Origin of the sequence: Candidatus Pelagibacter sp. Uisw_092 (genome assembly GCF_047729545.1) — a bacterium.
Classification (GTDB): Bacteria; Pseudomonadota; Alphaproteobacteria; order Pelagibacterales; family Pelagibacteraceae; genus Pelagibacter.
The window spans coordinates 691,729-715,591 of record NZ_CP159824.1; the positions used below are offsets into that span (position 1 = coordinate 691,729).

Below are 23,863 nucleotides of genomic sequence, written 5' to 3' on the forward strand. Positions count from 1 at the left end.
TCTAATTTAACTCTATGTTAAGTGCTAATGATTTAATTTCCTTAACTAACACATTAAACAATTCAGGTATTCCAAATTCAAAGTTTTCTTCACCTTTAACTATAGTTTCGTAAACTTTAACTCTGCCAGCTACATCATCAGATTTAACAGTCAAGATTTCCTGTAAGGTATAAGAAGCACCATAAGCTTCGAGCGCCCAAACTTCCATTTCACCAAATCTTTGTCCTCCTAATTGAGCTTTACCACCTAAAGGCTGCTGTGTAACAAGACTATATGGTCCTGTAGATCTGGCATGAATTTTATCTTCAACAAGGTGATGAAGTTTTAACATATAAATAATTCCAACTGTTACGGGTCTATCAAACATTTCCCCTGTTCTTCCATCCCATAAATTAGTTTGTCCAGAAGTAGGTAATTTTGCAAGTTGAAGCATTTCTGAAACATCTTTTTCTTTTGCTCCATCAAACACAGGAGTTGATATAGCTATACCATTTTGTAAATTTTCACATAAATCTGCAAATTCAGTTTTGTTTAGTTTGTCAATACCATCATCAAAAACTTCTTTTCCATAAACAGATGTTAAAAAAGAAGAAATTTTTTGAGTCTTTTCAAACTTTTTATTATTTTCATTTACTAATCTTTTTACTTCTTCGCCAAATTCTTTACAGGCCCAACCTAGGTGTGTTTCTAAAATTTGTCCAACATTCATACGACTTGGAACACCTAGGGGATTTAACACAATATCAACTGGTCTTCCATCTTCTCTATAAGGCATGTCTTCGACAGGAACAATTTTACTAACTACACCTTTATTGCCATGTCTTCCTGACATTTTATCACCTGGTCGTAATCTTCTCTTAATTGCAACAAAAACCTTAACCATTTTCATAACACTAGGTAATAAGTCATCACCACTTCTAATTTTAAGAACTTTATCTTCAAATCGTTCTAAAATATCTTGCTTAGCTGTATTGTATTGGTCTTTTAGTTGAGCAACACTTGCTTCGTCATTAACGTTTCCTACTGTAATTTTAAAGAGATCGTTAATACTAATTTTATTTATAGTATCCAAATCAAGTTTTGTCCCTATCTCTAAATCTTTAATTTTTTTATTTATTGAGGCACCTGAAAGAATCTGATTAGCTCTTTGCTTAATACTTCTTTCTAAAATTTCTTCTTCAACAATCTTATCCTGTTGAACAGTTTCGATTTCTGCTCTTTCAATAGTTATGGATCTTTCATCTTTTTCAATTCCATGTCTATTAAAAACTCTAACATCAACAATCGTTCCACTGCTTCCTCTTGACATTTTTAATGATGTGTCAGTTACATCAATAGCTTTTTCTCCAAAAATTGATCTTAGTAATTTTTCTTCTGGCCCTGATGCAAAGTCACCTTTTGGTGTAACTTTACCTACAAGAATATCACCAGCTTTAACTTCAGCGCCAATATAAACTATACCTGACTCATCAAGGTTTTTTAATGCCTCTTCATTTACATTTGGAATATCTCTTGTTATTTCTTCTTCACCTAACTTTGTATCTCTAGCCATAACCTCATATTCAACAATATGAACAGAAGTAAAGACATCATCTGTTACACATCTTTCAGAGATTAAAATTGAATCTTCAAAATTGTAACCTTGCCAAGGCATAAATGCTACTGTTACATTTTTTCCTAATGCTAGCTCACCTAACTTAGTTGATGGCCCATCAGCAATAATGTCACCTACTTTAACTTTATCACCAACTCTAACTAATGGTTTTTGATTTATGCAAGTATTTTGGTTAGATCTTTTGAATTTTTGCAAGTTATAAATGTCAACACCAGATTTTGTAAAATCTGTTTCTTCGGTAGCTTTAATAACAATTCTTTTACCGTCGATCTTATCAACTGTACCATCACGGTCAGCAACAATAGTAACACCAGAATCAAGTGCTACATCACTTTCTATGCCAGTTCCCACTAGTGGGGATTCGGGCTTTAATAATGGTACAGCCTGTCGCATCATGTTAGATCCCATAAGAGCTCTGTTTGCATCATCATTTTCTAAAAAGGGTATTAATGAAGCAGCAACAGAAACTAATTGTTTTGGAGATACGTCAATATAATCTATATTTTTTGGATTTGATAAAACGAAATTCAAGTTCTCTCTGCAAGGAACAAGTTCTTCTAAAATTTTACCATTTTTATCTATTTTAGCATTTGCTTGTGCAATTGTATATTTTGTCTCTTCCATAGCAGATAAATATTCAACTTTATCTTCTACAATACCATCTTTAACTTTCTTATATGGGCTTTCAATAAATCCATATTTGTTAATTTTTGCATATGTGGATAAACTATTAATCAAACCAATATTTGGCCCCTCAGGAGTTTCAATCGGACAAATTCTGCCGTAGTGAGTTGGGTGAACATCACGAACTTCAAAACCAGCTCTTTCTCTTGTTAAACCACCTGGTCCCAAAGCAGAAACCCTTCTTTTATGAGTTATTTCAGATAAAGGATTTGTTTGATCCATAAATTGTGAAAGTTGAGAACTTACAAAAAAATCTTTTAAAGAAACGGTTAATGGCTTTGCATTTATTAAATCTTGAGGCATGGCAGATTCTATATCAAGAGTTGTCATTTTTTCCTTAATGGCTCTTTCCATTCTATAAACTCCTATACGCGCTTGGTTTTCCACAAGTTCACCAACAGATCTTACTCTTCTATTTCCTAAATGATCAATGTCATCAACCTCATCTTTACCATCACGCAAATCTAACATTTTGTGGATAATTGCTATAATATCGTCATTTCTTAAAATTGTAACTTTATCTGAACACTCTAAATTTAATCTTGAATTCATTTTCACTCTACCTACATCAGAAAGATCATATCTGTCTGAGCTAAAAAATAAATTATTAAAAATTTGTGTAGCAATTTCTACAGTTGGTGGTTCACCTGGTCTTAAAACTTTATAGATTTCTGTAATTGCGTCTTCCTTATTATTGTTTTTATCATTTAATAAAGTTGTTAGTAGATACGGTCCTTTATTGATTGAATTTGTAATTGAAATTTCAATCGTAGATATACTGGCTTCTAAAATCTGTTTTATAATTGTATCATTTAATTCAGTACCAATTCCAAAGGTACCCTCTTCTTCATCATCACTAACTTTAACCTCTCTATGTAAATATTTTCCATAAAGAGATTCTTGAGAAACTAAGATATCTTTTAGTCCATCACTAGCTAACTTTTTTGCTGATAAGTAATTAATCTTATCACCTAATTTAATAACAATATTACCAGTTTTGGGATCAATCACCTCTTCAGAAAAATTTTTAGCTTTGTAATTTTCTGGGTTAAATTTTGTCTTCCATTTTCCTGTTTTAGTATCAAATGAATAACTTTCTTTACCATAAAATTCATCAGCAATTTCAGGCTTAGTAAACCCTAAGGCCATCAATAGAGTTGAACCAAATATTTTTTTCTTTCTGTCTATTTTAAAATATAAAAAATCTTTAACATCATACTCTAAATCTAGCCATGAACCCCTATTTGGAATAACTCTACAATTGAATAAAAGTTTGCCACTCGCGTGTGACTTGCCTTTATCATGATCAAAGAAAACGCCAGGACTTCTGTGCATTTGGTTTACTACAACTCTTTGAACACCGTTTGTTATAAATGTTCCACTATCTGTCATCATAGGAACTTCCCCCATATAAACTTCTTGCTCTTTTGCAGATAAAATATCTTTTGTATTGTTTTCTTGATCTATCTCGTAGACAACTAGCCTCAAAATACATTTTAGTGCAGATGTGAAAGACAGACCTCTTTGAATGCATTCCTCTGTATCAAACTTAGGTTTTTCTAGATTGTAAGAAACATATTCTAATGTAGCCTTATCATTAAGATCTTCAATTGGAAAAATACTTTTAAAAACTCTATCAAAACCTTTTGATAAATCACCAGCTTCAGTATCAAAATCCGTAAGCTGTTTATAGGAATTTTTTTGAACTTCAATTAAGTTTGGAATAGATAAAGTTTCAGCTAACTTTCCAAAGCTTTTTCTAACATTTTTCTTTTGAGTAAAAGATAGTTGCATTTATAAATAGTTACCGATTAAATATCAATCAGTAATTAGGTTCTTTCTAATTAATTTATTTAAGTTCTACTTTTGCGCCTGCTGCTTCTAATTTAGTCTTAAGTTCTTCAGCATCTTTTTTATTAACACCAGATTTTACTTCTTTTGGTGCACCTTCAACAAGATCTTTTGCTTCTTTTAAGCCTAAAGATGTTGCGGCTCTAACTTCTTTAATAACATTAATTTTTTTATCACCAGCTGAAATTAACATAACTGTAAAATCATCTTTAGCTTCTTCAGCTGCTCCACCCACTGCTGCTGCTGGTGCTGCTGCAGCCATAGCTGTAACACCCCATTTTTCTTCAAGTTGTTTTGAAAGTTCAGCTGCTTCAACAACAGTTAAACTTGATAAGTCTTCAATAATTTTATTTAGATCTGGCATATTTTTTTTACTCTTTAGGTTGTTTTTTAAGAATTTTCTGGGCTCAAAGTACTCATTTTTTCGGAACGTGCAAGTAAAATACTTACAAATTTTGATGCTGGTGCTGATAAAATTCCAACAATATTAGCTCTTGCCTCATCTAGTGTTGGTAAATTAGCTACATTTTGTACTCCAGTTTGGTCTAAAATATCACTACCCATGATTCCACCTAAAAGTTTTAGGTTTTCATTGTTTTTTGCAAATTTTGATAAAATTCTAGCGGACATAATTGCATCATCTGAGAAAGCAACAGCTGTAGCACCAGTAAACAGATTAGAAAGATCCTTACACTTCGTTTTTTCAAGTGCTAGCTTAGTTATTCTATTTTTAGTAATCTTAAATTTAATCCCATGCTCTCTCATTTGAGCTCTTAATTCATCAAGTTGAGACATAGTAAGACCCTGATAATGAGTAACCAATATAGCTTCATTATTTTGAAATTGAGATTCCATCTCAGCGATGTAATTCTTTTTTTGATCCTTGTTCATCATAACTATATCACTTTTCCTAGTTTAACTTTGTAAGATACACCCATACTAGACGTTATAAAAGTATTCTTAATTAAATCACCTTTTAAAGTAAGGTTACCTTTTTCTTTTTCTAAAGTATCCAGAATAGCATAATAATTTTTTAATAGCTGATCATCATGAAATGATTTTTTTCCAATACTAACACCAATATTTCCATCTTTATCATTTCTAATTTCTGCTTGACCAGACTTGGCATCAGTCACTGCTTGCTTCACATCGTCAGAAACAGATCCAAGTTTTGGATTTGGCATTAGACCTTTTGGTCCTAAAACTTTTCCAAGTTTTGAAAGTTTAACCATCATTCCAGGTGTACAAATTAATTTTTCAAAATTAAGTTCACCCGCTTTAATTTTATCAATAAAATCATCGCTACCAACTATGTCTGCGCCTGCTTCTTTAGCTTCTTGTGCTTTAGCGTCTTCACAAACAACGGCAACTTTTACTTTTTTCCCATTTCCACCTGGTAAATTTACTACAGTCCTAATATTAACTTCACCTTTTTTTTGCTTGTTGTTAACCTGAAAAGATAAATCGATTGATTCATCAAATTTTGTTGTGCAATTTTTTTTTACATCTGCCAACAGTTTTTCCACTAACTCAGAATTTAAGTTTTTAGTTTTCTCAGGTAATTTTTTAAATCTTTTTGATTTCATTAATCTTTAACCTCTATCCCCATTGACCTTGCTGAGCCAGCAATAATTTTTACTGCCTGTTCTAAACTATGAGCGTTAAGGTCCTTCATTTTTTGTGTTGCTATTTCTTCAGCTTGTTTTTTTGTAATTGATCCAGCTATAACTCTACCTGGTTCTTTTGAGCCACCTTTTAATTTTGCAGCTTCTTTTATAAAGTGAGATGCTGGAGGTGATTTAATTTCAAAATCAAACTTTTTATCTTTATAAACTGTAATAATTACTGGAATTGGTTTACCTGCAAAAGCTTTGGTTTTATCATTAAAAGCTTTACAGAATTCCATTATGTTAATACCACGTTGTCCTAAAGCTGGACCAACTGGTGGTGCAGGATTAGCTTGCCCACCCATAATTTGTAACTTTATATATCCACTAATTTCTCTTGCCATTAACTTACTTTCTCTACTTGGTTATACTCTAAATCAACTGGCGTTGGCCTTCCAAATATTGACACTGATACCTTAAGTCTTAATTTTTCTTCATCAATATCTTCAACCATACCATTAAATGATGCAAAAGGACCATCAATTACCTGAACTTTTTCACCAATGCTGTATTCTATACCAGATTTTGGCTGAGCTACACCATCTTTTATTTGGCCTAAAATCTTTTCAATTTCTTTGTCTGATACTGGGACAGGAATACCTTTAGATCCTAAAAACCCACTTACTCTCTTTAAGTTTTTAATCATATGGTAAAGATCATTATTCATTTCACTCTTTATTAATACGTAACCAGGAAAATATTTCTTTTTTCTCTGAATTCTCTTCCCTCTTTTAACTTCAGTTACATCGTGTGTTGGAACTACAATTTCTTCAATTTTATCAGAAATATTTGCTTTTTCTGCTTCTTCTTTAATTAGACCAGCAACTTTATTTTCAAAGTTTGAGTGGGATTGAACAATGTACCAATTTTTCATTAAATACTTACCTTTAGTAAAACTTCCAACAAAAATTTAAGAACTTGATCAAGAAGCAAAAAGAAAAGAGACATAATTACTGCCATAGCAAATACCATCAATGCACCTTGTATTGTCTCTTTTCCAGTGGGCCAAGAAACTTTAAAGGCTTCTTGTTTGACTTCTTGTATAAATTTCATTGGGTTTTTCATAATATATTATTCAGCTTATTGGCAGGAGCGGAGGGACTCGAACCCTCAGCCTCCGGTTTTGGAGACCGGCGCTCTACCAATTGAGCTACACTCCTATAGAAGTTTACTCTATAATTTTTGTTACTACTCCAGCCCCAACTGTTCTTCCACCTTCACGAATGGCAAAATTTAGTTTTTCACTCATTGCAATTGGAGTAATCAAGGTAACAGTGAATTTAGCATCATCACCTGGCATAACCATTTCTGTTCCAGCTGGTAATGTTACTTCACCTGTCACGTCTGTTGTTCTAAAATAAAACTGAGGTCTGTATTTAGTAAAGAAAGGAGTGTGTCTTCCACCTTCATCTTTTTTTAGTACATATGCCTGAGCTTCAAATTTAGTGTGGGGAGTAATTGAGCCAGTTTTACAAAGAACTTGTCCTCTTTGAATATCATCTCTCTCAACACCTCTTAATAGAATACCAACATTATCTCCTGCTTCTCCAGAATCTAAAAGTTTTCTAAACATCTCAACACCAGTACAAACTGATTTTTTAGTTTCAGTGACACCAACAATTTCAACTTCTTCACCAGTTTTAATAACACCAGATTCAATTCTGCCAGTTGCAACTGTTCCTCTTCCTGAAATTGAAAAAACATCCTCAACAGGCATTAGAAATGGTTTATCAACATCTCTGGCAGGTTGAGGAATAAATTCATCAACTGCTTTCATTAGTTCCAATATAGAATTTTTTCCTATTTCTTCATCTCTACCTTCAACAGCCGCTAATGCTGATCCTTTAATGATAGGAGTTGTTTCACCAGGATATTTGTAAGAAGTTAAAAGTTCTCTAATTTCTTCTTCTACAAGTTCGATCATATCTTTATCGTCTACTTGGTCAACTTTATTTAAGTAAACAACGATCGAAGGAATACCAACTTGTCTTCCTAGAAGAATGTGCTCTCTAGTTTGAGGCATAGGGCCGTCTGCAGCATTAACTACTAAAATTGCACCATCCATTTGAGCTGCACCTGTAATCATATTTTTTACATAGTCAGCGTGACCTGGACAATCAACGTGTGCGTAATGTCTCTTCTCAGTTTCATACTCAACGTGAGCAGTAGAAATTGTAATTCCTCTTTCTTTTTCTTCAGGTGCTTTGTCAATCTGATCGTAAGCAACCGCTTTTGCTCCACCGGTTTCAGCCAACGTAATTGTGATCGCTGCAGTTAAAGTTGTTTTACCATGATCAACATGACCAATTGTTCCAATGTTACAGTGTGGTTTGTTTCTTACGAACTTTTCTTTTGACATTACTTTTTTACCTCAGTTTAGTTTTATTAATAATTTCTTTTTTCTTGGAGCGGGTAAAGAGAATCGAACTCTTACATCCAGCTTGGAAGGCTAGCGTTCTACCATTGAACTACACCCGCACAACATCAAGAATAACACTCCATTGTTATTAAAAAATTTATTGAATGGTGGAGGGGGAAAGATTCGAACTTTCGAAGACCGAAGTCAACGGGTTTACAGCCCGCCCCATTTGACCGCTCTGGAACCCCTCCTTATTGGGGAAGTGTCCCCTGTTCAATAAAAGCTTCAAACAACATGCGTTTTATATATTTTTCTTATGCAATTGCAACACGAGATTTACTAGGAAAAGACGTTAAAATACGTATAAAACTAACCAATATATATGAATAAATCATCATTTTTAATCGTAGGTCAACATGCCGTTATTGAGGCTCTTAGAAACCCTAAAAGAAAGGTTTTAAAAGTTTTTTTAACAGAAGAAAGTAAAAAAAATATTCATCGAAAAAATCCAAAAAAGAATGTCCTTGAAGATGTAAAAGTTTATTTTAAATCAAAAAAAGAATTAGACAAATACACTTCAAAAGATCAAATGATGCATGGAGGTTATATTGCTGAGGTTGAACATTTAGATCAACCTGAATTAAAAGAATTCATAAAAAAAAAAACGATCTAACATTTGTTTGTATTGATGAGGTAACTGATCCAAGAAATATTGGCTCATTAATAAGAAGTGCTGCTTCTTTTGATATTGATGGTTTAATAGTTAAAGAAAGACAATTCCCCTCTGATAGCAAACTAATGTACAAAGCAGCAAGTGGCTGTATGGAACATTTAAATATATTTGAAGTTTCCAACATAAACTCAACACTTAAAAATTTAAGAGAAAAAAACTTTTGGGTTTATGGTTTTGATGCAAAGGGAGATAAAAATTTTGTAGATATTAAATGGACTGGAAAAAATGTTCTTTTATTTGGCTCTGAAGGGTTTGGTATGAGGGAACATACGGGTAAATATACGGATTTTTTAGTAAAGATTGATATAAATAAAGATGTTGAAAGCTTAAATATCTCAAATAGTGCAGCAATTGTATTTCATCATTTAAGTTATTTAAAAAAAAATTCTTGATTAGTTTAAGATTTCTTAATAGAAACCAATTATGCCCTTGTAGCTCAGCTGGTAGAGCAATTGATTTGTAATCAATAGGTCCGCGGTTCAACTCCGTGCGGGGGCACCACACAATCCTTTACTTATTTCACTTTTTTTTTCTTTTGTCAGCCATCTTTATTTTAATAGCCATATGATTATTTAACCAAAAATTAATATTAAAACCTATTTAAATAATTATATTTCCACTAAATATTAAATATCATTCTACATCGTGTGTTTAATTGGATTGTGTTTAATAGTTTAAATATTAATGAAGTTAAAAAAAGTTTAAAAAGATCTCTACTTAATTAAATAAGTTTAAAATAGCTGAACACTTGTAGAACTTTATCTAATTCTGCGGTATAATAATTTCTCTAATCACCGCAATCATTTCAGCTATCAGCTGACCATCAAAAAATAAATTTAACAATTTAAAGTGTCAAAATTATGTTTTTGAAAATGATAAAAATACTCTGTTTTATGGGCATACATGACTACAAAACGTTAAATATTGAGTTTGGTTTTGGACCAACAGATAGAGTTACAACACTTGAGTGCAAAAGATGTGGCTACACTACAATTAAAGGAGGTTAATAAAAAATACTTGTCATGAAAAGTATTGAAAGAAATATAGATATAAGAAGATATCTTAACTGGTCAAGAATAGTTAAGGGCAAACCCATACATATAAGATTGTATGAATTAATTTATTACGAATTACTTATAATGTGGTTTGAGATGAATAAGCCTCCTTTAAGAAGATTAATTTATGAAACTATTAACTCTCAAGACTTTGAAGAAAAATTTGTTAGAGGAAAAGTTTTTCAAAAATATATAGATGAAGTTTTAGAAACACCATGTGAAGATGGTTCTGGATATTATAACCCTGACTCAAGAGAAATTCTAACAGAAGTTAATATTAAGGAATTATATGATATTAAATTTTTGATAAAAGATGAGTTAGATAATGTGAGAATGATTGATAGATACAACGGCATATACACATTTTGTAAAATTTATGAAAAATGGTGTTTAGAAAAAAAGCTAAACAGGTTGAAGATATAACAAAAAAAGAAAGATTTGATGTAACATCAGATCTGCCATTAAAGATTTCAAAGTAAATTTAGAATAACTGCGATCAGAATAAGCAAATGAGGTTGAATGTTTTATCAATTTTAAATGTCACAGTTAGAGTTATAAGCAATATAATATTAAACCATAACAGGCCTAAAATTATAATTGATAATATGTTCTTTGAAATGGCCTAAGAAGTATATTTTTTATTATTAAAATTTTATTATTTATTTATAAAATCTCTTAAATGTTGATTTTCATCTTTATACTGTTCAATAATATGATTTACCACATCTCCAATAGACACAATGCCTAATAGTTTTTTTTCTTCTATTATAGGGATATGTCTAATTTTATGATTAGAAATTATTTCCATTAATTCTGTAACAGAAGTGTTTAGATTACAAGATATTATATTTGTAGTCATTATTTTGGTAACCAGTAATTCACTGCTGAATTCATCTTTATAAATATATCGAGCAAGATCTCTCTCAGAAATAATTCCAATTACACTTTTATCGTGTTCACTTAATACCGGCATCACACCGACGTTATGTGTTTGAAGTTTGTTGCTTGCTGTCTTTAATGTATCTTTTTCAGTTAATGTAAAACATTCTCTATTAGAAAGTTTTGTAACAAGTTTTCTCGCCATTTTTATATTATATGCTTATTTTATTACCATTAAGATCCTAGCACAAAAATGTTACTCGTAGATAGGTTTTAATTTCGTTCAAACTTCAAATTTTTGCTCTATCAACTTGTTGCTAACTAAGAATTATAGAATAACCCCACTTATTTTTTTGACAGCTCATCTTTCATAACTAATTTAAGCTTCTTTAAGGTTCTTAAATCGTACCAACTTTTAGGTCCTCTTTTTGAGCTTCTTTGTTTTTCAGCAACAGTTACTTTTTTTTTAAGATCTTTGTGTTTTTCTTTTATTTTCATATATTTGATCATAATCACTCTGAACAAAACAATTTATCATATTAATTTTTATTCATCTGACATTGGACAAGGTGATAATGGTTCTAATTTCTCTTGGAGTTTTTCTGATGTAGTTCGTTCTTTTTTATTTCTTTTAGATTCCTCAGAACTTTCTGCTAATTGATTTCTTTTTTTTTCAGCTTCTTCTTCTAAGAATTTTTTAAATCTTATTCCTCGAACAATCTCCATAAATTTATTATCTTGCTTAACTTTTGGATACTCCAATTAAACAATCTCTACGTATTGTGTAATTTTACTAAATTAATAATGTAAATTAATGTTAAAACTTTTTAAAATCATAGTAGACATAATTATTTTAAAATTATATTTTCTAATTTTAAGGGGGTCACCCTTTCGGTAAACTCCAAAAGAGTTCCCCTATAAGTGGCGGTCTACGCCAAAATCCATATTAATGGATTTATGTTTTCTTGATCTTAGTTAGTCTTTTATTATTTAGTCACAACCAGCTAAATTTCAGGTGGTGATAGGCTCATAATCGACCTCCTTTATTGATTGTTTAAATCATATCATCTGCAAATACCCTATTCAAAACATTTATTTTCTTTTATGTTAAATATATTTATTGAATATGGTTTAGCAGAATAATATAATTTCGAAAATTTAAACAAACCTTCTTCCCATGCTTTTTCCCGTATAAAAAATACTTTAAACCGTCTCAATTTTATTGAAGTAATTTTATATAAAGGATAATTTTCAAAAAAAATTTTATATAAATCCGAAAATTTTTTACCTTTGTCAGTTTCACTAGTAAAATTATTTCTAATTTTATTTTCTATGAATTCAAAAGAACCTTTATTCATAATTCAGCTTAACAAAATCACAAGTGATTGACTATTTTATTTATTTAAACATTCATAAATAAAACATTATTAGAGCAAGTTTTTAACAAACAGTAATGATCTATTAGAATCATGCATTGGATTTCATTCCTTTTTTCGCGTTTACGTTTTTTTTCCTTATATTCCTCTTTACGTAGACCTCTTGATTGGAAGAGGAGTGAAACCATTACCAACTACAAATTACTTAGCTTAAAAAATACAACCAACAATAGGAGTTTTGATATATGGAAATAGACCGTATTAATAAATACTGTCATGTAAGTGCTTATATAGCTTACGATAACTGTAGCCCAGTTTACAAACAAACTTTTAAATTTGAAATTAGCCCAAGCGACCATAATTCTATCGTCTGGGATAAAATAATTAGAACCCTCAAAAAAATCGGTATAAATGTGGAGCTTAAGTCTTGAAGCGGTTCCTTATCTTTGTTTCAGCCCATTTAATTCTTTTTTTAATGATAATTGCCTACCAAGCACAAGCTGAGGAAGAGTGGACGATCGATAGGTATGAAACTCTATCTTATGCGAGAGTTAGCGGTGAAGTAGTTCATGGTGATAGTTTAAATTTCTTTATAGGATCGAGAGAAAATTGTGAAACTGTCTATAATAACTTTACCTTTGTCACTTATGAAAAACCTGGTGATATATATCAACTAGAGGGTAAAAATGTTCCAATCAAAGTTAATGGAGAAGATTTTACAGCTAAAGTTCAGGCAGTTAATCCTTTTTTAATTGGGTTTAGAGTTACTTTTTCCTTGGGAGAGTTTCCAGTTAAAGAATACATCCATCGCTTAAACAATTTTTATAAAAAAGAGAATAAGTATGAAATTGAGATAGTAGATGGGATCGACTTTAAAGCAGCCAAATATTTCGATATAACCACTAACAATTGGAAGTTAGATAAGCTTGTTCCGTCTATATTAAAAGCTAATAAGCTTTGTGAAACCATTAATCATTTGAATAGTTAGGTAATGTTAAGAATTATTATAATTATCTTGTTACTATTACCAACAACATCAAATGCTGACCAAGGTTTGAATATTTCATGTCTTAATATGAAATCGGTCTTTGGTAGGAATTATGATCCTTTGAAATTCACATTACAAGCAGTAGGACTTCAATACTTCGATAAAGAGAAGAGTCAATTTGTAATGATTGAAGCTAATAAACTAGACATAAGTGAAAATCAAGTAACTGCAAGATTTGCAGATTATGAATTGGGTTTTCAAATGATAGTATTTGCAGGAGAGACAGGGCCTACTATGACAATGTCTAAATATGATTATAAAAATAAAAAGTTTTTAGAGCACTATAAGTGTGATGTTAAAACAGATAATATAGAATAAAATTGTATGAAGTGAAATTGAAGTGAAATATCTTTAACTAACTTGACGTGAGTCTAGAAGTAAGTAGTAACAATAGTTAATGAAAAGAAATTTTGTTAGTTTTTTGATTTATAATTAATAGGTCCTCTGCTCGACCCTGTTTGTGCGTACCGTTATTTTAGTTATTATTAGTTTCTTTTCTAACTTGTTCTATTTTTATTTTTTTATATAGACTGTTATTTTTATCATACAATAAATCAAAAATAATTTTTTTATTTGTTTGAATTTTAATTGTCTTTGCATTTCTAACTTCAAAATTATCTGCTACAGAACTAATGGGTCTTTTATCAGTATCTAAATTCTTAATTATGATTTTAGATTTATCACTAACAATGGTACCTTTCCATCTTCTTGGCCTAAAGGGACTGATGGGTGTAATTGTTAATTTTTTAGAATCTAGGTTTAAAATAGGACCATGTGCAGATAAATTATAAGCAGTACTTCCTGCAGGTGTTGAAACTAAAACCCCATCAGAAATTAATTTTTTTATTATATTTTTTTTATTTGTGATTATTGAAATTGTTGAGGCTTGCTTACTTTGTCTTAAAATTGATATTTCATTAATTGCTATTGATTTTTTTATCTGTTTATTTTTAGTAGTTACAGTCATTTGCAAAGGGTAAATCTTAATGTTTCTTGAAGTTTTTAAGTTTTTAAGAAAATTCTTATTAGAAAACTTGTTCATTAAAAAACCATAATTACCAGAATTTATTCCATAAAAAGGTTTCTTAAATTTATACAATTTTTTTAAAGTTTGAAGCATGAAGCCATCACCACCTAGGACAATTATTATATTACATTTTTTTATATTGGTAGTTTCAATCTTTTTTTTTATAAGAGATTTAATTTTAAGTGAACTTTTTGTTTTATCAAAAACTAAGCAGATTTTATAGTTCATTTAATGGTGCCCTCGGCCAAACTCGAACTGGCACTCCAAAAAGGCACGGATTTTAAGTCCGTTGTGTCTACCAATTTCACCACGAGGGCATATTTAATTTTCATCGTTATATTTGTATTTATATATAACTCAACTTTTTTTTATAATGAATTGACTCATCTAATTACTTTATTAACAATATTACAAATATAATCAATTTCATTATTTTTGAGCTCTAAATAAGAAGGTAAATAAAAACCATTTCGAGATAAGTGCTGTGAATTTGGATATTTGTTATTTTTATTATCAAAAATTTTTAATTTTTTAAAAATTTTTTGTTCATTCATCGGCCAGAAAAAAGGCCTAGTTTGAATACCAAAGGATAAGAGTTTATTTGTAATCTTTTTAACATTAATCTTTTTATTTTTAACAAGAATTCCAATTATCCAATAAATGTTTTTTGAATAATTATTGGAAGGTGGTAAAATTTGAATATTTTTATTTTTGTGTAGTTCTTTATAATAACGATTACCAATCTCTATCTTTTTTTTTACTGTGACTTTAATATTTTTTAATTGACTTAGTCCAAGTGCTGCTTGCATATTTGTCATCCTATAATTCCATCCTATATCAACATGATTAAATCTATCTATTGATCCAAAACATAAATTTTTTAAAGAGTTGCATTTTTCATAAAGCGACACACTGTTAGTAGATATCATTCCTCCTTCACCTGTTGTAATTTGTTTATTAGCATAAAAACTAAATGTGCTAATATCACCAAATGATCCACATTTTTTATTTTTATAGTTTGATCCAATAAGTTCTGCGGCATCTTCAATTACTAAAATGTTATATTTTTTACAAATTTTTAGAATCTTATCCATGTCATTTGGGAAAGAATAAATATGAGTTATAATTATGGCTTTTGTTTTTTTTGTAATTTTTTTTTCTATATCTTCAATTTTTATATTCCAATTTTCCAGATTACAATCAATCAAAACTGGTGTTGCTTGTTGTCTTAAGACAGCAAGTGCGTTCGAAATAATTGTAAAATTTGGGATTAATACCTCATCATCCTTTGTAATACCTAGGGCTTTTATGGCTACTTCTAAAGCTGCCGTACCATTCGATACTGTTGTAGAATACTTTCTGCTTACTAATTTTGAAAATTCCTTTTCAAACTTATTTATTTCAGGGCCATTAGAAGAAATCCATCCATTTTTTAAAGTTTTGTTAACAGCCAGAATATCTTGTTTAGATATAGTGGGTTTACTTACTGGAAAAAAATTTACTTTATTTAATTTTAATTTTTGCTTCATCAATTTCATTAAATTTAATTTTATCTTTTTCTGCACTATAAGGGCCTTGTTTAACTTCAAGCATTTCTACTTTTTTTAATACTTTAAATCCGTGACCACCATGAACAAGCATAATAATATCTTTTGCACCAAGAACTCTACTAGATAAATATTTTTGCTTTTGATCATAAAAGTCCACTCTTAAAGAACCCTTAAATATTATTATCACTTCAGTTGTATAAAAAATCTTAGTTGTTCTTTTCTTATGTTTGTGGGGTTTAATTAAGTGACCCATATTGTGCTTCATATAGCCAAACTGCTGATTTGTGTCACTAGGTGTAAAAAAACTTATACCTTTTTTTTTCTGTACTTTGCTCTTACAATTAGTGCATAGAGTTTTTTTTTGTGATAAATTTTTTCAACCATAATTTTATTGTCTTTTAAAAATAGTCCTTAATAATCTTAAAATATAAAAAAAACCTAATATAGAAAATGTATATAGGTTTGGAAAACTTTTACTATTACCTTCTTTATCTATTGTATGAGTGTAGGGTAATTCAATAATCTTATGATTTTTTCTTTCCAACCTAATCACAAATTCCATAAAAAACTCTCCATGACCAAATGCAATCGGAATTTCAGATAAAATAACCTCTCGCTTCATAACGTGCAGCCCACTAGTAATGTCATTAATTTTTGATCTTAAAATAAACTTTGAAAATTTGTTTAAAAAATAACTCGCAAAAACTCTAAATTTATTACGTTCATCGGATGAGCCCTCCATGTATCTTGATAAAATCACTACATCAGCTTCATCTAATTTACTGATCATTTTTGGATAGTTTTTAATGACGTTGCTCATATTCGAGTTTACCCACCCCACAATATCTCCAGACGAATTAATTAAACCCACTAAAAAAGCAGATGCTAGTCCTCTACTTTTACGTGAATAACAAATTAAATTTTGGTTATTAAGACTTTTTGCCTCTTTGATAGTTTCATCAGTGGAATTGTCATCAATTAATATAATTTCTGCTGTAGGTAAAAATTTATTAATTTCATTTATTGTTTCTTTTATTTCTTGAGCCTCATTGTATGTTGTTAAAATAATTGAAATTCTTTTATTCATTATATTTTTTTAATTCATTTTCCATCATTATCTTTATTAGATCATTAATATTTGTTTTAACTTTGTATTTTAAAATTTTTTTAGCTTTTGTTAAATTTGCTTTTAAGTTTTTTGTTTTATTTTTTCTTATAAGCTTTGAATCAATTTTTAAATATTTTTTATAATCAAGCCCAACATATTTAAAACATTCTTGAGTAAATTTTTTGACTGAAGTATTTGTTCCTGTTCCTATAATAAAAAAGTCAGGCTTTTTTTGTTGCATTATTTTCCATGCAGTTTCCACATAATCTTTTGCGTATCCCCAGTCAATTTTGGCACTAATATCACCTAGATGTAGAAATTTTTTTTTACCAAGGTAAATGTCGCATACTCCTTTAATAATTTTTTTAGTTACATATTCGTCAGATCTTCTTGGTGACTCGTGGTTAAAATAAATTGCACCACATATAAATAAATTATGCATATTAGAATACATTTTAGATGCAAGGTAAGTTGATGCTTTAGCGAGACCGTACACACTTGTTGGAGACAATATTGAATTTTCATTCAAAGATTTTTCTTCACTTAACCCAAACATGTTAGATGATACTGGTTGAAAAAATTTAATTTTTTTCTTCTTTGTTTTCAAGAATTCAAAAATTTGGATAACTGACAGAGTTGTGGTGCTGTAACTATAAAGTGGAATATCACGACTCCAACCTACATGGTCTTGATCAGCAAAATTGTAAATTTCATCTGGCTGAACCTTATCTATAATATTATTAATAGATATAGAGTCCAATAAATCACCTTTTTCTAAAAAGAATGATTTGTTAAAGATTTTAGAATTATTTATAATATGGTTAATGTTTTTTGTATTCCCAGTTGCTGACTTACGTATAACTCCATGCACCTGACATTTTTTTTTTAACAAAAAATCTGTCATGTATGAACCATCTTGTCCTGTTACACCTAAAATTAAAAATCTTTTCATTTAACTACTTTAAGTTTTGGGTATGGTAGTAAAAATTTTCCACCTTTTTTAAGCCAATCTTTTTCTCTAATTAAAAACTCATTTATAAAACCATAAGGCATTACAAAAAAATAATCTGGTTTTAATTTTCTAGCATTTTCTTCAGATATAATTTTTACTCCGGATCCAACTGTATATTTACCCCATTTTGTTTTGCTTCTTTCTGCTGCATAAGGAATTTCTTTACTTGTCAGGCCATAATATTGCAAAAGAGTATTACCTTTGGTGGAAGCACCATATAAAAATATTTTTTTTCCCATTTTAATATTCTTTTTAATAAACTCTACTGTCTTTTTTTTATTTGTTTCAACTTTTTTTATAAATTTAATTATATCGTTATAACCTGTCTTTTCTTTAAATTTTATAGATTTTTTAATATTTTTTTTACAGTAAATTCTATACGAGCCACCATTAATTTTATTTTCACTCATTTTAAAAATTTTTAACCCATTTTTTTCAAATAAATATTTAAGTGAATTGTAAGAATAATATTCAAGATGTTCGTGACAAATATTGCCCAAATCATTTGTTTTAAACATCGAATGAGAGCACATTAGTTGTGCTACAAATATACCATCATCATCAAGTGCGTCTGCTGCATGTTTAATAAATTCTGATGGATCCTCTAAATCATAAAACATACCTATGGCAGAAATAACTTTCAGCTTTTGATATTTTTTTGGAAGTTTTTTTAAGTGTTTAGTGTGCCAGAAATCATTAATCGTGTAATGGCAATTTTTTTTAAGTTCATCTTTTAAGTTTTTTGCTGGCTCACAACCAATTGTAATTATTTTATCTTTTTTAAAGTATTTTAATAAAGTTCCATCATTAGCCCCAATATCTAAAATAACATCACCAGCCTTAATTTTACAATTTTTTTTAATATCTTGGTAAAGCTCTTTTAAGCCATCTCTCATTGTTTTTGTAATACCGGACTTATACCAATAAAACTTTTTATACATTATTTCTTGTGGTGCTGAATGCTCCAATTGAAGGAGCTGACAATTTTTACAATAAACAAGATTTAGTGGTGCTTTCACCCCTTTTTTAATATCTATTTTATTAACAAAGTTACTAACAAATAGATTTCCAAAATTATGAATTTGTTCTAACTTTCGATTGTGACACAACCTACATTTGTTTATTTTAAATGTTTTAGGAATTTTCATAAAATACTATTAAATTATTATTTATCTTATTATATTAATATTTTAAAGCTTTGTTTAAATATTTAGTATCAAGCTTACAGTCTATATAGCCACGCCTAACTATATTTAAGTAACGCTCAGTTGGAAATGTAAAAGGAGTTTTTTTTGTCATTATATAAGTCATTACTTTTTTACCATAATATTTAAAGTAATATTTTTTATATAAAATTGGATAATCTTCATATATATCTAGTTTTTTTTCATCACTTTTAGATATTTCAAATAAAGCTCCAGGCAAGTTTGAGTTTTTTTTTGGCTCAATATCAGCAGCTCTATACTTGCTTCTGAAGGTTAATTTGAACCCCTTTAAGTTAATTTTTTTTAAAAAAATGCTATCCTTACATCTTCTTTTCATTTGCAAATGATGGAGATTACTTCCGTAAGCAAAATAAAGCATGGGATTATCGGTCAACAACTTCTATTTTTTTTTCACGAATAAAAATTAGTATCTCTTTGATGCAATTATCAATTTTAGATTGATCATCTGAGCGTATAACAATTGAAACACCTAATTTGCCAGCTTGAAAAAATGGGTAACTACCTATCTCTAAATCTTTGTTGTTATTTTGTACGCTTGTTAGAGATTTAGCAATCTCACTTTCAACAGTCCTTAAACTTATAGTGTGACTTAAGATTGGTTTACCACCTACTATCTTATTCTGTAAACCACCTAACATTGATTTTAAAATTGATGGAACGCCGGGTAAACAAAAAACATTTTCAACGTTAAATCCAGGTGCACCACTTGTTGGGTTTAAAATTAAATAAGCATTTTTTGGCATCCATACCATTTTTTGTCGGCCTTCATTAAATTCACCTGTTTTATAATAGGCTTCTAATATCTTAAAAGCTTCTTTATGAAGCTCATATTCAAGACCAAATGCTTTTGATATAGATTGAGCTGTAATATCATCATGGGTTGGACCAATACCGCCAGTAGTAAACAAGTAATCATTGGCTTTTCTTAAAAAATTAACCGTATCAATAATCGTATCTTCGATATCTGGTATAACTCGCACTTCATTAACTTTAACACCTATTGAGTTTAACCAAAGAGCTATCGAACTAGTATTTGTATCTAGAGTTCTTCCTGAAAGAATTTCATTTCCAATAATTAATATTGCTGCATTAACTTTTGTATTTTTTGTCATATTTGAATATACAATTTAAATATGAAATTTACCAAAGTTTTAATTAAAGGCAAACTTGTAAAAAGATATAAAAGATTTTTTGCAGATATTAAGCTAGATAAAGAAGTTGTAACTGCTCACTGTCCAAATACTGGATCAATGAAAGGTTTGTTAGATGAAGGAAACGAAGTTTTTATTTCTAAAAATGATGATCCTAAAAGAAAACTAAAATACACACTAGAAATCATCAGGGTTAAGAAAAATTTAGTTGGTGTTAATACTCATTTTGCAAATAAGATAGCCCATCATGGTTTGTCAAATAATCTTATTAAAGAAGTATCAAATAATGACATTATTAAACCTGAGGTTTTTTTTGATAAAGAAACAAGGTTTGACTTCTTAGTTGAAAAAAAGAAACAAAAAACATTTGTTGAAGTTAAAAATGTTACATTATTTAGAGATAAAAAAATTGCAGAATTTCCAGATTCAATCACTTCTAGAGGATCTAGGCATTTAAAAACACTTATCACAGCTATTAAAAAGGGTTATAAATCTTATTTATTATTCTTGGTTCAAATACAGGGTATTGAGAGCTTTAAGATAGCTAAAGATATTGATAAAGAATATTATAAAAATTATTTACTTGCAAAAAAAGCTGGAGTTATTTTTTTAGCTTATCGTTGCAAAATAAGTTCAGAAGAAATTAAGATAGAAAAAAAAATTAAAATTATTAATGCCTAATTATTCAGAAAAATTTAAAAAAATGAGAGTAGCTGGAAAACTTGCTGCTCAAACTCTGGATATGCTTACAGAAATTATTAAACCAGGAGTGACTACAGAATTTATAGATAGATTAGGTTATGAGTTTATAAGAGACAATGGAGGTTACTCTGCTCCTCTTTATTATAGAGGTTTTAAAAAGTCATTATGTACGTCTTTAAATCACGTTGTCTGTCACGGTATACCTTCCGACAGAGTTCTAAACGAAGGTGATGCTCTTAATGTTGATGTTACGGCAATAATTGATGAACATTATGGTGATACTAGTAGAATGTTTTGTATTGGTAAGACCCCCGTTAAAGTTAACAATTTAATTGATACCACTTATGAATCTATGATGAAAGCTATAAAATTATTAAAACCAGGATTAAGACTTGGTGACATTGGACATGAAATACAATCCTTTGTAGAAAAAAAAGGTTATTCTGTTGTGAGAGATTTTTGTGGTCACGGAATAAGTACTACATTTCATGAACCTCCAAATGTTTTACATTATGGCAAAAAAAATACTGGCATGGAGCTTAAACCTGGTATGACTTTTACAATTGAACCCATGATAAATGTGGGTGAATGGGATGTTAAAATGCTAAAAGATGGGTGGACAGCTGTTACAAAAGATAAATCTTTATCAGCACAATTTGAGCACACACTAGGTATTACTGAAAATGGTTATGAAATCTTTACAGAATCTGTTAAAGGTTATTCTAAGCCCCCTTACTTATAATTAATGATTGAAAGATACTCTAGAAAACAACTTACTGACATATGGTCAGAAGAAAATAAATACCAAATTTGGCTCGATGTAGAAGTTGCAGCTGCTGAAGCCATGGAAAAATTAGGTCAAATTCCTAAAGGAGTTGCTTCTGTTGTTAGAAAAAAAGCTAAAATAAATGTAAAAAGAATTCACCAAATTGAATCAAAAGTTAAACATGATGTAATAGCATTTTTAACCTCTATTACTGAAAAAGCAGGGATTAAAGCAAGATACCTTCATCAGGGTATGACGTCTTCTGATGTTCTAGATACAAGTTTAAATATTCAATTAGTTCAATCAGGTAAAATTCTACTTAGTGATATCGATCAAATTTTAAAGGTTTTAAAAAAACAAGCCAAAAAATATAAATATACTCCTTGTATGGGTAGAAGTCATGGAATTCACGCTGAACCTATCACTTTTGGTCTGAAACTTGCTTCGTTTTATGAGGAGTTTAAACGAAATAGAAAAAGATTAGTTGATGCAATTAATGAAATTTCAACATGTGCAATCTCTGGTGCAGTAGGCACATTTGCAAATATTAACCCTAATGTTGAAAAACATGTAGCAAAAAAACTTGGTTTAAAAATTGAACCTATCTCTACTCAAGTAATACCAAGGGATAGGCACGCTTTTTATTTTTCTATTCTTGGAATTATTGCTGGATCAGTTGAAAGAGTTGCAATAGAAATTAGACATTTACAAAGAACAGAAGTTTATGAAGTGCAAGAATTTTTTTCAAAAGATCAAAAGGGTTCTTCAGCAATGCCTCACAAAAAAAATCCAATATTAAGTGAAAATTTAACAGGGCTTGCAAGGATGGTTCGAAGTGCTGTTATCCCTGCCCTAGAAAATATTGCACTATGGCACGAAAGAGATATTTCGCACTCAAGTGTTGAAAGAAATATTGGACCAGATGCAAACATAACATTAGACTTTGCTTTAGTGAGACTTGGAAACATTTTAGATAAAATGATTGTCTATCCAAAAAAAATGATTGAAAATTTAAACTTAACAAAAGGCCTTATCTTTTCTCAAGAAATTATGCTTGAATTAACAAAATCAGGTTTAAGTAGAGAGCAAGCTTATAAGATGGTTCAAAATTATGCAAAAAAATGTTTTGCAGAAAATCTAAATTTATTCGATATTATTTCAAATGATGAATTCATAATGGCTAAAATTTCCCCAAAAAGATTGAAGGCTATATTTAATTACTCATCACACTTTAAAAATGTAGATTTAATCTTTAGAAGAGTTTTTAAATAATGAAAAAAGGTAAGAAGTTATACGAAGGTAAGGCTAAAATAATTTATGCCACATCTGATAAAAATTTAGTTATCCAGTATTTTAAAGATGATGCAACAGCTTTTAATAACTTAAAGAAATCAACCATTGAAGGTAAAGGTGTTTTAAACAATAGAATATCTGAGCATATTTTATCAAACCTAACTCAAATCGGGATTAAAAACCATTTAGTTAAAAGACTAAACATGCGAGAACAAATTATTAAATTGGTAGAGATTATTCCTATTGAATTTATTGTTCGTAATGTTGCAACAGGTTCTATTACTAAAAGACTTGGTATTGAAGATGGAACGGTTTTAAAGCAGCCACTATTAGAATATTGTTTAAAAAATGATAGTTTAAGTGATCCACTTATTGCAGAAGAGCATATTTTAGCTTTTGATTGGGCTACAAAATCTGAATTAGAAAAAGTAAAAAAAATGATCCTTAGAATTAATGATTTTATGATTGGAATGTTTAGGGGAGTTGGAATTAAACTGATTGATTTCAAACTTGAGTTTGGAAGACTTAAAGAAAATGGGAAAAACGAGGTTATTTTAGCTGATGAGATTAGCCCTGATACATGTAGATTGTGGGACAGTATTACTGATAAAAAGCTTGATAAAGATAGATTTCGTAAAGACTTAGGTGATTTAATTCCAGCTTATACTGAGGTTGCCAAAAGACTTGGCATTTTACATGAACAATCAAACTTAAGTGCTGTAAATGTTACAAAATTAAGATCAATTAAAAAAAGAAAATAA

At 29.6% G+C, this 23,863-nt stretch carries 30 protein-coding genes and 5 tRNA genes; 11 read left to right on the forward strand and 24 right to left on the reverse strand.

Features of this window, described 5'->3' with window-relative positions; genetic code table 11:
- Position 1 precedes the first annotated feature (1 nt).
- The 11 genes from rpoB to ABXT63_RS03850 all read right to left on the reverse strand — a co-directional run bounded on the left by rpoB (position 2) and on the right by ABXT63_RS03850 (position 8,427).
- Positions 2-4,093 carry a DNA-directed RNA polymerase subunit beta gene (gene rpoB / locus ABXT63_RS03800; protein ID WP_415320193.1) on the reverse strand — a complete coding sequence of 1,364 codons (4,092 nt, stop codon included), beginning with the start codon at positions 4,091-4,093 and terminating at the stop codon, positions 2-4.
- 55 nt (positions 4,094-4,148) lie between these two features.
- A complete protein-coding gene (gene rplL / locus ABXT63_RS03805) occupies positions 4,149-4,514 on the reverse strand; it encodes a 50S ribosomal protein L7/L12 (protein WP_415320195.1) in 366 nt (121 codons plus the stop codon).
- Between the two features lie 26 nt (positions 4,515-4,540).
- On the reverse strand, positions 4,541-5,041 hold the full coding sequence (gene rplJ / locus ABXT63_RS03810; RefSeq protein WP_415320197.1) for a 50S ribosomal protein L10: 501 nt from the start codon (positions 5,039-5,041) through the stop codon (positions 4,541-4,543).
- Between the two features lie 5 nt (positions 5,042-5,046).
- Positions 5,047-5,736 carry a 50S ribosomal protein L1 gene (gene rplA / locus ABXT63_RS03815; RefSeq protein WP_415320199.1) on the reverse strand — a complete coding sequence of 230 codons (690 nt, stop codon included), beginning with the start codon at positions 5,734-5,736 and terminating at the stop codon, positions 5,047-5,049.
- On the reverse strand, positions 5,736-6,161 hold the full coding sequence (gene rplK / locus ABXT63_RS03820) for a 50S ribosomal protein L11 (protein WP_415320201.1): 426 nt from the start codon (positions 6,159-6,161) through the stop codon (positions 5,736-5,738). Before rplK ends, rplA begins: the two co-directional genes overlap by 1 nt.
- Positions 6,161-6,691 (reverse strand): transcription termination/antitermination protein NusG, encoded by a 531-nt coding sequence (gene nusG / locus ABXT63_RS03825; RefSeq protein WP_415320204.1) that lies wholly within the window; start codon positions 6,689-6,691, stop codon positions 6,161-6,163. The genes rplK and nusG overlap by 1 nt, the downstream gene beginning before the upstream one ends.
- Positions 6,691-6,882, reverse strand: a complete 192-nt coding sequence (gene secE, locus ABXT63_RS03830; protein ID WP_415320206.1) for a preprotein translocase subunit SecE — start codon at positions 6,880-6,882, stop codon at positions 6,691-6,693. The genes nusG and secE overlap by 1 nt, the downstream gene beginning before the upstream one ends.
- Before the next feature lie 19 nt (positions 6,883-6,901).
- Positions 6,902-6,977 (reverse strand) — tRNA-Trp (locus ABXT63_RS03835).
- Positions 6,978-6,985: 8 nt separating this feature from the next.
- Complete coding sequence (gene tuf / locus ABXT63_RS03840; protein WP_415320208.1) at positions 6,986-8,176, reverse strand: elongation factor Tu; 1,191 nt, start codon at positions 8,174-8,176, stop codon at positions 6,986-6,988.
- Positions 8,177-8,221: 45 nt separating this feature from the next.
- Positions 8,222-8,295, reverse strand: a tRNA-Gly gene (locus ABXT63_RS03845).
- 46 nt (positions 8,296-8,341) lie between these two features.
- Positions 8,342-8,427: transfer RNA gene (locus ABXT63_RS03850), tRNA-Tyr, on the reverse strand.
- Between the two features lie 131 nt (positions 8,428-8,558).
- Between ABXT63_RS03850 and ABXT63_RS03855 the strand changes: the two genes are divergently transcribed.
- The 5 genes from ABXT63_RS03855 (at position 8,559) to ABXT63_RS03875 (ending at position 10,387) form a co-directional block, all read left to right on the forward strand.
- Entirely contained in the window at positions 8,559-8,849 is a 291-nt protein-coding gene (locus ABXT63_RS03855) for an RNA methyltransferase substrate-binding domain-containing protein (RefSeq protein WP_415320210.1), read from the forward strand.
- Between the two features lie 50 nt (positions 8,850-8,899).
- Positions 8,900-9,301 carry a 23S rRNA (guanosine(2251)-2'-O)-methyltransferase RlmB gene (locus ABXT63_RS03860; RefSeq protein WP_415321938.1) on the forward strand — a complete coding sequence of 134 codons (402 nt, stop codon included), beginning with the start codon at positions 8,900-8,902 and terminating at the stop codon, positions 9,299-9,301.
- A gap of 33 nt (positions 9,302-9,334) precedes the next feature.
- Positions 9,335-9,410 (forward strand) — tRNA-Thr (locus tag ABXT63_RS03865).
- A gap of 371 nt (positions 9,411-9,781) precedes the next feature.
- Positions 9,782-9,916: a hypothetical protein gene (locus ABXT63_RS03870; RefSeq protein ID WP_415276242.1), complete on the forward strand. Its 135-nt coding sequence runs from the start codon at positions 9,782-9,784 to the stop codon at positions 9,914-9,916.
- Between the two features lie 15 nt (positions 9,917-9,931).
- Positions 9,932-10,387, forward strand: coding sequence for a hypothetical protein (locus tag ABXT63_RS03875; protein WP_415320212.1), 456 nt, complete (start codon positions 9,932-9,934; stop codon positions 10,385-10,387).
- Positions 10,388-10,619: 232 nt separating this feature from the next.
- Here the strand turns inward: ABXT63_RS03875 and ABXT63_RS03880 are convergent, their stop codons facing one another.
- From ABXT63_RS03880 to ABXT63_RS03895, 4 genes are all read right to left on the reverse strand, one after another.
- A complete protein-coding gene (locus tag ABXT63_RS03880) occupies positions 10,620-11,048 on the reverse strand; it encodes a CBS domain-containing protein (protein WP_415303652.1) in 429 nt (142 codons plus the stop codon).
- A 140-nt stretch (positions 11,049-11,188) separates the two neighbouring features.
- Complete coding sequence (locus tag ABXT63_RS03885) at positions 11,189-11,353, reverse strand: hypothetical protein (protein ID WP_415320214.1); 165 nt, start codon at positions 11,351-11,353, stop codon at positions 11,189-11,191.
- A 36-nt stretch (positions 11,354-11,389) separates the two neighbouring features.
- Positions 11,390-11,605 (reverse strand): hypothetical protein, encoded by a 216-nt coding sequence (locus tag ABXT63_RS03890; protein WP_415320216.1) that lies wholly within the window; start codon positions 11,603-11,605, stop codon positions 11,390-11,392.
- A 317-nt stretch (positions 11,606-11,922) separates the two neighbouring features.
- Positions 11,923-12,201 (reverse strand): hypothetical protein, encoded by a 279-nt coding sequence (locus ABXT63_RS03895; protein WP_415320218.1) that lies wholly within the window; start codon positions 12,199-12,201, stop codon positions 11,923-11,925.
- Positions 12,202-12,694: 493 nt separating this feature from the next.
- On the opposite strand from ABXT63_RS03895, the gene ABXT63_RS03900 reads away from it, so the two are divergent.
- Together ABXT63_RS03900 and ABXT63_RS03905 are read left to right on the forward strand one after the other, a co-directional pair.
- Positions 12,695-13,207 (forward strand): hypothetical protein, encoded by a 513-nt coding sequence (locus ABXT63_RS03900; protein WP_415320220.1) that lies wholly within the window; start codon positions 12,695-12,697, stop codon positions 13,205-13,207.
- Between the two features lie 3 nt (positions 13,208-13,210).
- The gene (locus ABXT63_RS03905; protein WP_415320222.1) at positions 13,211-13,585 is read left to right on the forward strand and encodes a hypothetical protein; all 375 of its coding nucleotides are present in this window, start codon (positions 13,211-13,213) and stop codon (positions 13,583-13,585) included.
- Between the two features lie 157 nt (positions 13,586-13,742).
- On the opposite strand, the gene ABXT63_RS03910 is transcribed toward ABXT63_RS03905, so the two are convergent.
- The 9 genes from ABXT63_RS03910 to ABXT63_RS03950 form a co-directional block, all read right to left on the reverse strand.
- The gene (locus tag ABXT63_RS03910) at positions 13,743-14,522 is read right to left on the reverse strand and encodes an NAD kinase (RefSeq protein WP_415320224.1); all 780 of its coding nucleotides are present in this window, start codon (positions 14,520-14,522) and stop codon (positions 13,743-13,745) included.
- Positions 14,523-14,526: 4 nt separating this feature from the next.
- Positions 14,527-14,611, reverse strand: a tRNA-Leu gene (locus tag ABXT63_RS03915).
- Positions 14,612-14,677: 66 nt separating this feature from the next.
- On the reverse strand, positions 14,678-15,823 hold the full coding sequence (locus tag ABXT63_RS03920; RefSeq protein WP_415320226.1) for a DegT/DnrJ/EryC1/StrS family aminotransferase: 1,146 nt from the start codon (positions 15,821-15,823) through the stop codon (positions 14,678-14,680).
- Complete coding sequence (locus tag ABXT63_RS03925) at positions 15,798-16,109, reverse strand: hypothetical protein (RefSeq protein WP_415320228.1); 312 nt, start codon at positions 16,107-16,109, stop codon at positions 15,798-15,800. The genes ABXT63_RS03920 and ABXT63_RS03925 overlap by 26 nt, the downstream gene beginning before the upstream one ends.
- A 123-nt stretch (positions 16,110-16,232) precedes the next feature.
- Positions 16,233-16,931: a glycosyltransferase gene (locus tag ABXT63_RS03930; RefSeq protein WP_415320230.1), complete on the reverse strand. Its 699-nt coding sequence runs from the start codon at positions 16,929-16,931 to the stop codon at positions 16,233-16,235.
- Positions 16,924-17,904: a GDP-mannose 4,6-dehydratase gene (locus ABXT63_RS03935; RefSeq protein WP_415320232.1), complete on the reverse strand. Its 981-nt coding sequence runs from the start codon at positions 17,902-17,904 to the stop codon at positions 16,924-16,926. The genes ABXT63_RS03930 and ABXT63_RS03935 overlap by 8 nt, the downstream gene beginning before the upstream one ends.
- Positions 17,901-19,112, reverse strand: coding sequence for a class I SAM-dependent methyltransferase (locus ABXT63_RS03940; protein WP_415320234.1), 1,212 nt, complete (start codon positions 19,110-19,112; stop codon positions 17,901-17,903). The genes ABXT63_RS03935 and ABXT63_RS03940 overlap by 4 nt, the downstream gene beginning before the upstream one ends.
- 34 nt (positions 19,113-19,146) lie before the next feature.
- Positions 19,147-19,548, reverse strand: coding sequence for a gamma-glutamylcyclotransferase family protein (locus ABXT63_RS03945; RefSeq protein WP_415321940.1), 402 nt, complete (start codon positions 19,546-19,548; stop codon positions 19,147-19,149).
- A gap of 4 nt (positions 19,549-19,552) precedes the next feature.
- On the reverse strand, positions 19,553-20,302 hold the full coding sequence (locus tag ABXT63_RS03950; RefSeq protein ID WP_415320236.1) for a competence/damage-inducible protein A: 750 nt from the start codon (positions 20,300-20,302) through the stop codon (positions 19,553-19,555).
- Positions 20,303-20,323: 21 nt separating this feature from the next.
- Here ABXT63_RS03950 and sfsA point away from each other — a divergent pair, with 21 nt between their 5' ends.
- The 4 genes from sfsA to purC are packed head-to-tail and all read left to right on the forward strand — an operon-like array spanning position 20,324 to position 23,863.
- On the forward strand, positions 20,324-21,022 hold the full coding sequence (sfsA, locus tag ABXT63_RS03955; protein WP_415320238.1) for a DNA/RNA nuclease SfsA: 699 nt from the start codon (positions 20,324-20,326) through the stop codon (positions 21,020-21,022).
- Positions 21,015-21,785: a type I methionyl aminopeptidase gene (gene map / locus ABXT63_RS03960; RefSeq protein WP_415320240.1), complete on the forward strand. Its 771-nt coding sequence runs from the start codon at positions 21,015-21,017 to the stop codon at positions 21,783-21,785. Before sfsA ends, map begins: the two co-directional genes overlap by 8 nt.
- Positions 21,786-21,788: 3 nt before the next feature.
- On the forward strand, positions 21,789-23,081 hold the full coding sequence (purB, locus tag ABXT63_RS03965; protein WP_415320241.1) for an adenylosuccinate lyase: 1,293 nt from the start codon (positions 21,789-21,791) through the stop codon (positions 23,079-23,081).
- A complete protein-coding gene (gene purC, locus ABXT63_RS03970; RefSeq protein WP_415320243.1) occupies positions 23,081-23,863 on the forward strand; it encodes a phosphoribosylaminoimidazolesuccinocarboxamide synthase in 783 nt (260 codons plus the stop codon). The genes purB and purC overlap by 1 nt, the downstream gene beginning before the upstream one ends.